The 6,872-nt window shown below is 67.5% G+C and carries 4 protein-coding genes and 1 pseudogene; all 5 read right to left on the bottom strand.

Annotation, left to right across the window (positions count from 1 at the left end; all coding sequences use genetic code 11):
* Window positions 1-1,453, bottom strand: a 1,453-nt coding sequence (locus BJF87_RS23670) for a condensation domain-containing protein (protein WP_158037588.1), incomplete at its 3' end; no start/stop codon positions are given.
* On the bottom strand, window positions 1,336-1,602 hold the full coding sequence (locus BJF87_RS27275; protein WP_396246872.1) for a hypothetical protein: 267 nt from the start codon (window positions 1,600-1,602) through the stop codon (window positions 1,336-1,338). The genes BJF87_RS27275 and BJF87_RS23670, both read right to left, overlap by 118 nt.
* On the bottom strand, window positions 1,497-1,880 hold the full coding sequence (locus BJF87_RS27045; RefSeq protein ID WP_262339132.1) for an acyl carrier protein: 384 nt from the start codon (window positions 1,878-1,880) through the stop codon (window positions 1,497-1,499). Before BJF87_RS27045 ends, BJF87_RS27275 begins: the two co-directional genes overlap by 106 nt.
* Window positions 1,881-1,943: 63 nt before the next feature.
* Window positions 1,944-3,203 (bottom strand): annotated as a pseudogene (locus tag BJF87_RS23660) (amino acid adenylation domain-containing protein); the annotation flags it as partial.
* The gene (locus BJF87_RS23655; RefSeq protein ID WP_262339131.1) at window positions 3,086-6,688 is read right to left on the bottom strand and encodes an amino acid adenylation domain-containing protein; all 3,603 of its coding nucleotides are present in this window, start codon (window positions 6,686-6,688) and stop codon (window positions 3,086-3,088) included. The gene BJF87_RS23655 and the pseudogene BJF87_RS23660, both read right to left, overlap by 118 nt.
* Between the last annotated feature and the right edge of the window lie 184 nt (window positions 6,689-6,872).

Genomic DNA, 6,872 nt, shown 5'->3' with positions numbered 1-6,872 from the left:
CCACCGCATGAATCGCCACAACCATGTCCACCGACCGCGGAACACACACACCCACAGCCACATCCGGACCCACACCGGCATCGATCAACGCACGCGCCAACACCGCCACACGATCAGACAACTCGCCGTACGACACCGACCGGCCCTCGAACACCAGAGCCACCGCATCCCGATCACGAGCCACACCCGCCGCCAACACATCAGCAACCGTCTCCGGCACCAACTCCCGCGACTCACCCGTCGACACAGAGACCAGATCGGCGCGAGCGGTGTCCGACAGCAGGCTGACGGAACCGACGGTGAGCGACGGATCCGTCGTCAGATCGTCGAGGAGTGCGACGAACGTGCCGGCGATCGCCTCGATCGAAGGACCGTCGAAAAGGTCAGTCGCGTAGACGATCTGACCGCGCCATGAACCGTCCTGCGTCGCGGTGCCCACGCTGAAGGTGAGATCGACCTTCGCCGAGTCGGTACCGGGATTGACGGTCTCGAGGGTCAGGCCGGGCAACTCGGCGACGAGCCCGACGCCGGGCTCCCCCGTCAGTCCGAAGTCGTGCTGATCGAACGACAGCATGACCTGACTCAGCGGGGCGAACGCTTCCGAACGCACCGGGTCGAGCCGCTCGACGAGGTACTCGAAAGGGACATCCGCATGCGCCAGCGCATCGAGGTCGGTGGCGCGGACCTGGTCCAGAACGGCCTCGAATCCGTCGTCCTCGCTCAACCGGGTACGCAACACCAGCGTGTTGACGAACATGCCGACGAGTTCGTCGAGCACCTGCCGGCCGCGGCCGGCGATCGGCGTCGCGATGGCGATGTCGCCGGAACCGGTGAGCCTGGACAGCAGCACGGCGAGGACCGCATGGGTCAACATGAATTCGGTGACGCCGTACGCACGGGCGAGATCGGCGATGCGCGAAGCGGTGTGGGCGGGAACCGTGAAGTCGATGGCTTCGCCGCGAAGCGACGCCACCGGAGGCCTCGGCCGGTCCGTCGGCAACTCGATGACATCGGGTAGGTCAGCGAGCTGCTGCTCCCAATACGCCAGTTGCGAACCCAGCACCGAAGTGGGGTCGTCGACGTCGCCGAAGACCCGGCGCTGCCACAGCGCGAAGTCTGCGAATTGAACCGGCAGAGGCGGCAACTCGGGAGCACCGCCGTCCCGGCGGGCCTGGTAGGCGACGACCATGTCCCGTACCAACGGGCCGATCGACTCACCGTCGCCGGCAATGTGATGGATGACTGCCAGGAGCAGGTGCGTGTCCTCGGATTCGCGCAGCAGGCGTACCCGGATCGGCAGATCTACGGTGACGTCGAAGCCCGTCATCGCCGCCTTCAACAAGTCGGCCTCGCCGTCGACGACCCCGAAGTCGAGTCCCTGAAGGGCGTCGGCAACCGACTGCACGGACTGGTACGGGACGCCCTCCACTGCGGGGAAGACGGTGCGCAGCACCTCATGCCGCGCCAGGACGTCGCCGATCGCCCCCGGAGGGCCTCTACGTCGAGATTGCCGCGGAGTCGCAGAGCCGCGGGGAGATTGTATGCGGGAGAAGCGGTGTCGAGACGGTTGATGAACCAGACGCGCTGCTGTGCGAACGACAGGGGGACCCGGTCGGGCCGCGGCCCCGCGACGATCGGTTCGAGAGTTCCGCTCCCGGGACGGATCCGGGCCACCAGATCGCGCACTGTCGGCGCTCGAAGACCATGCGCACCGACACCTCGGCATCCATGGCCTCGCCGACGCGCGCGGCGAGGCGAGTTGCCGACAACGAGTTGCCGCCGAGGTCGAAGAAGGACCCGGCGACGCTGATCTCCTCGGCACCCAGCACGTCGGCGAATGCAGCCGCGACCAGCCGTTCGGCTTCATCAGCGGGCGGCACGAACTCGGCCGTCGAGCGGAATTCCGGTTGCGGCAGCGCTTTTCGATCAGCCTTGCCGGTCGGGTTGAGCGGGATCGAGTCGAGGACGACGAGCGCCTCGGGCACCATGTACGGCGGCAGCGACCGCGACACGGCGGCGAGCGCATCGTCGGGTGACACCGAACGACCGGGTTCGGCGGTCACATACGCGGCCAGCCGGGTACCTGCCGGGGTCGGTATGCCGACGACGACGGCCGACGCGACCTCCGGCAGGTCACGAAGCGCAGCCTCGATGTCACCGAGTTCGATTCGCAGACCACGGATCTTGACCTGGAAGTCGGAACGACCGACGTATTCGAGGGTCATCGACGAGGTCCATCGCACGAGGTCGCCTGTGCGGTACATGCGCTCACCTGTGGCACCGAACGGGTTCGCGACGAACCTCTCGGCGGTCCGGGCGGGCTGGTGCGCGTATCCGCGGGCCAACGGCGGACCCGCGAGGTAGAGCTCGCCGACCACTCCGATGGGGACAGGCCGCAACGACTCGTCGAGCACAAGGGTCGTGATGCCCTGGACAGGCGCACCGATCGTGACCGGCGCACCGGGCCGTAGCGGTCCGGTGCCGGTCGCGATGATCGTGGTCTCGGACGGGCCGTACAGGTTGAACATCGTCCGGCCGCCGGAGTCCGGTCCCAGTGTGCGCCGGGCGATCTCGGATTCCGGCAACGCCTCGCCGGCGGTCATCAGGACGGGGAGCGCCTGCGCCGGGAGTTCCGGGAGGGTGGCCAGGACGCTGGGCACGATCACGGCGTGGGTGACCCCATGGGCGACGATCATGTCCGCGAGTTCGGGCCCGCCGTAGATGTCGGGGGGCGACAGGACGAGAGTTGCCGCATTTCCGTAGGCGAGTAGATACTCAAAGACGGAGGCGTCGAAACTCGGCGAGCTCACCGACAGCATGCGGGACCCGGCGGCGAGGCCGTAGTCCCGTGCTGCCAGATCGGCGACGTTCGCCAGGGCGCGGTGGGTGACCACCACTCCCTTGGGACGACCGGTGGAACCGGACGTGAAGATCAGATAGGCGGCGGAATCCGCGGTGAGGACACCTGTTTCGGGAAGTGCGCTGCCGGTCTCCCCTTGCAGGGCTCGCAGGAGCGTGTCCAGGTCGTCGTCCAGCACCGTCCAGTTCGGCCCCGCCGGCATCGCGGCGTGGTGTGAACGTCCGACTACGCCGATCGTCGAACCGGAGTCCTCCACGATCGCGGCGATCCGCTCGGCGGGATACCCGGGATCGACCGGACAGTAGACCGCACCGGTCTTGGCGATCGCCCACAGGACGATCTGCCCCGCCAGGCCCCGGGGAAGCGCGCTGATGACCGGCCGCTCAGGTCCGCGCCCGCGGCGATCAGCCTGTGCGCCAACGCCGTCGATGCCGTGTCCAGTTCGCCATAGGTGAGCTGCGCCGAACCCATGACCGCAGCGGGGCGGTCGCGGTGCACGGCGGCTGCGCGGAAGATCTCCGACAGGTTCACCGGCGGAGCGGCGTCGGGCCCGGCGACCACCATCGCGTCGCGGCCGGCCGCCTCCATGATGTCGAAGTCACGGACCGGCCGGTCGGGTGAGTCGACGGCCTGACGCGCCACATGCTCGAAATGGTCGACGAATCGGGCGATCGTCGACGGCTCGAACAGGTCGACCGCGAAATCGATCGTGCCCGAGAGGTAATCACCGCCGGCCTGCTCCCCTGCCAGCCCTTCGACAAAGGTGATGTTGAGATCGTAGTCGGTCAGCGCGCGCGTCTGGTCGACGAATTCCGCTGCCACTCCGGGCAATTCGAACTGGGTCGCGGTCGCGTCCTGCAAGGCCAGAGCCACCTGGAACAGCGGTGCGTGCGATTCGGATCGCGGCACCTGCAAGGCATCGACGACCAGCTCGAACGGCACATCGGCGTTCGACATCGCAGCCAGATCGCGGTCGCGGACGACTCGCAGGAGTTCGTCGAACCGCGTGTCGGATTCGAACTCCGTACGCAGCACCAGAGTGTTGACGAACATGCCGATCAGATTGTCGAGCGCACGCTCTCCACGACCGGCGTACGGAGTCCCGACGCTGATGTCGTGGCTGCCCGTGATCCGGTTCAGGACCACGAGCCACAACGCATGGAGCACCATGAACAGCGAGACGCCATGGCGATGCGCGAGCTCCTCGAGCTCGGCTGCCATTCCCGCTCCGATGGTGAACGCGTGGCGCGCGGAACGCTTGGTCTGCACACGCGGACGAACGTGGTCGAGCGGAAGGTCGATGATCTCGGGCGCGCCGGCGAGGGCGTCTCGCCAGAATGCCAGCTGTGCGCCCGCGACGGTGTCGGTCGAGGCCGGATCACCGAGCACGTCCCGTTGCCAGAGCGCATAGTCGACGTACTGGACCGGGAGCTTGTCGAAGTCGGGTGCCGAGCCACCGTGCCGTGCACGGTAGGCCACCATCACGTCACGTGCGAGCGGCACGATCGAGGCGCCGTCCGCGATGACGTGGTGAACGACGAAGACCAGGACGTACTCGGTGCGCGACAGCTGCAGCAACCGCACCCGCAGCGGCGGTGCCGCGTGCAGGTCGAAGGGGGCACGCACCAGCGCGTCGACGGTCTCGTCGATCGCGTGCGCAGCCACCGGCACCGGCGGGTCGACCACGACATCCGGTGGGGTGTCCTCGACTTCGCAGACCAACTGCTGCGGGACACCGTCGACGGACGGGAACCGGGTGCGCAGCGCCTCGTGCCGACGGATGACGTCGTCGATGGCCGCCGCCAGGTGCCGGGACTCGAGCACACCGGAGAACCGCATGACGAGCGGGATGTTGTAGACCCCGCTTTCCGGCTCGAGCTCGGCCAGGAACCAGAGCCGTTGCTGCGCATAAGAAAGCGGAATATCCCCGGGACGGTCGATCACCGTCAGCTCCGGGATCTCGACGTGGGCGCGGTCGCGGACCCGCTCACCGAGGGTCCGCACCGACGGGCACTCGAAGATGTCCCGGACGCCGACCCGCAGTTCGAGGACCTCGGTTGCGCGAGCGGCGATCTGCGCCGCGACCAGTGAGTTGCCGCCCAGGTTGAAGGCCGACTCGGTGACGCTGATCGACTCGACGCCGAGCAGCTCGGCGAACACCTCGGCCAGCCGTCGCTCGAGTTCGTCGGCCGGCTCGACGAACTCGACCGTGGCCTTGTCGAGCGCGGGCATGGGCAGCGCCGCCCGGTCGAGCTTGCCGTTGACGTTGAGCGGCAGTTGTTCCAGGACCATGATGACGTCGGGCACCATGTAGTCGGGAACCAGCTCGGCAACCGCGGAACGGACTGCGGCCGTGTCGAGTTCGGCGCCATCCGCACCGGCACCGGTCACGTAACCGACGAGATAGTCGAGCTTGTTCTCCCGCTGGCGGACGGCGGCGGCCGCGGCGTTGACGCCCGGCGCGGCCATCAGCGCCGCCTCCACCTCACCGAGTTCGATACGGAAACCACGGAGCTTGACCTGCGCGTCGCTGCGGCCGAGATACTCCAGTCCGTCCCCGCGCACGATGGCGACGTCACCGGTTCGGTACATGCGGTCGCCGGTGCCGAACGGATTCGCCACGAACCGCGCGGCATTGAGCTCCGAACGTCCCAGATAACCCCGAGTCACCTGTGGGCCGGTGAGGTAGAGCTCGCCGGGGACGCCCTCGGGAACGGGTGCCAGGCGTCGGTCGAGGACATGCGCGGTCAGCCCCGGAAGCGCACCGCCGATATCCGATGCCGCTGTGCGAGAGACGAATTCGGGAGTACAGTCGCGTCGCGTAGCGTAAACAGTAACCTCGGTGGGCCCGTACATGTTGTTCAGCTCGGGACCGGTCCCGCCGTCGATCTCCTGACGGTCCTCGTACCAGCGTCTAACCTGTTCGAAGTCGAGGGCCTCGCCCATCAGCACGAGGTAGCGGAGCGAGCCGGCGAGGCGGCCGAGAGCCGGCGGGCGCAACGCTGCGGCCAGCTGGTAGAACGCCGACGGCGTCATGTTGACAAAGGTGATCCGCTCGCGATTGACGACGTCGATGAAATCGCCGGGCGATCGCGTGGTGAAGAAGTCGAGGACCACCAGACGACCGCCGAACATCAGCGACACCCAGATCTCGGCGACCGAGACATCGAACGCGTACGACTGGAACATCGCCCAGACATCGCGATCGGACAACTCGTACATCTGCTCCATCGCGGACATCAGATGGATCACGCCCTCGTGGTGCACGACCACGCCCTTGGGCTTACCTGTCGACCCCGACGTGTACATCACATAAGCGGGATGGCGCGGGTCGATCCGAGCCGGGATACGCTCGTGCCCCTCGGCGGTGGAGATCTCCTCCACCGTGCACAAATCGACGTCGAACTCCGAACGCCAGTCGTTCGCGGTGTCTGCGTCGGTGATGATCCGAACCGGTTCGGCATCGGTGACCACCGATTGCAGCCGCTCCATCGGATGCGATCGATCCAGGGGAAGGTATGCCGCACCTGACTTGACGACGCCCAGAAGTGCGACGATCAGTTCGGCGTCACGGCTGAGCGCGACGCCGACGAGCTTCTCGGGACCGGCACCGGCCGCCACCAGGCCCGCCGCCACGCGGTTGGAGCGTTCGTCCAGTTCCCGGTAGGTCAGGGACACGCCCTCCAAATCGGTGACCGCGACGCGATCGCCGAAACGGTGCACGGACGACCGGAAAACCCCGGGCAGGCTCGCCCAGTCGTCGGTTCCGAGCACGGCTGACGCCGAATCCCGGATGGTCGAGATCGCTCGCTGCGTCGCAGTCGCCATCTCGGCGGGTGAACTCCCGGGTGCCACCACCAGACCGGTTACCGCGGCCGCGACGGCGGCCTCCGAATCGAGCCCCTGCGCCGCCAGGATGCCGGCGGTCATCGACGCCTGGGCGTGCAGTTGACCGAAAGCAACCGGACCCGCCGCACCTTCGAATGCGGTGGCGTCCGGATCGAGGGCGGCC

This window comes from Gordonia sp. CNJ-863 (assembly GCF_001942325.1).
GTDB lineage: Bacteria > Actinomycetota > Actinomycetes > Mycobacteriales > Mycobacteriaceae > Gordonia > Gordonia alkanivorans.
Note: the sequence above shows the minus strand (reverse complement) of the source record. Positions and strands in the feature narration are given on the sequence as shown.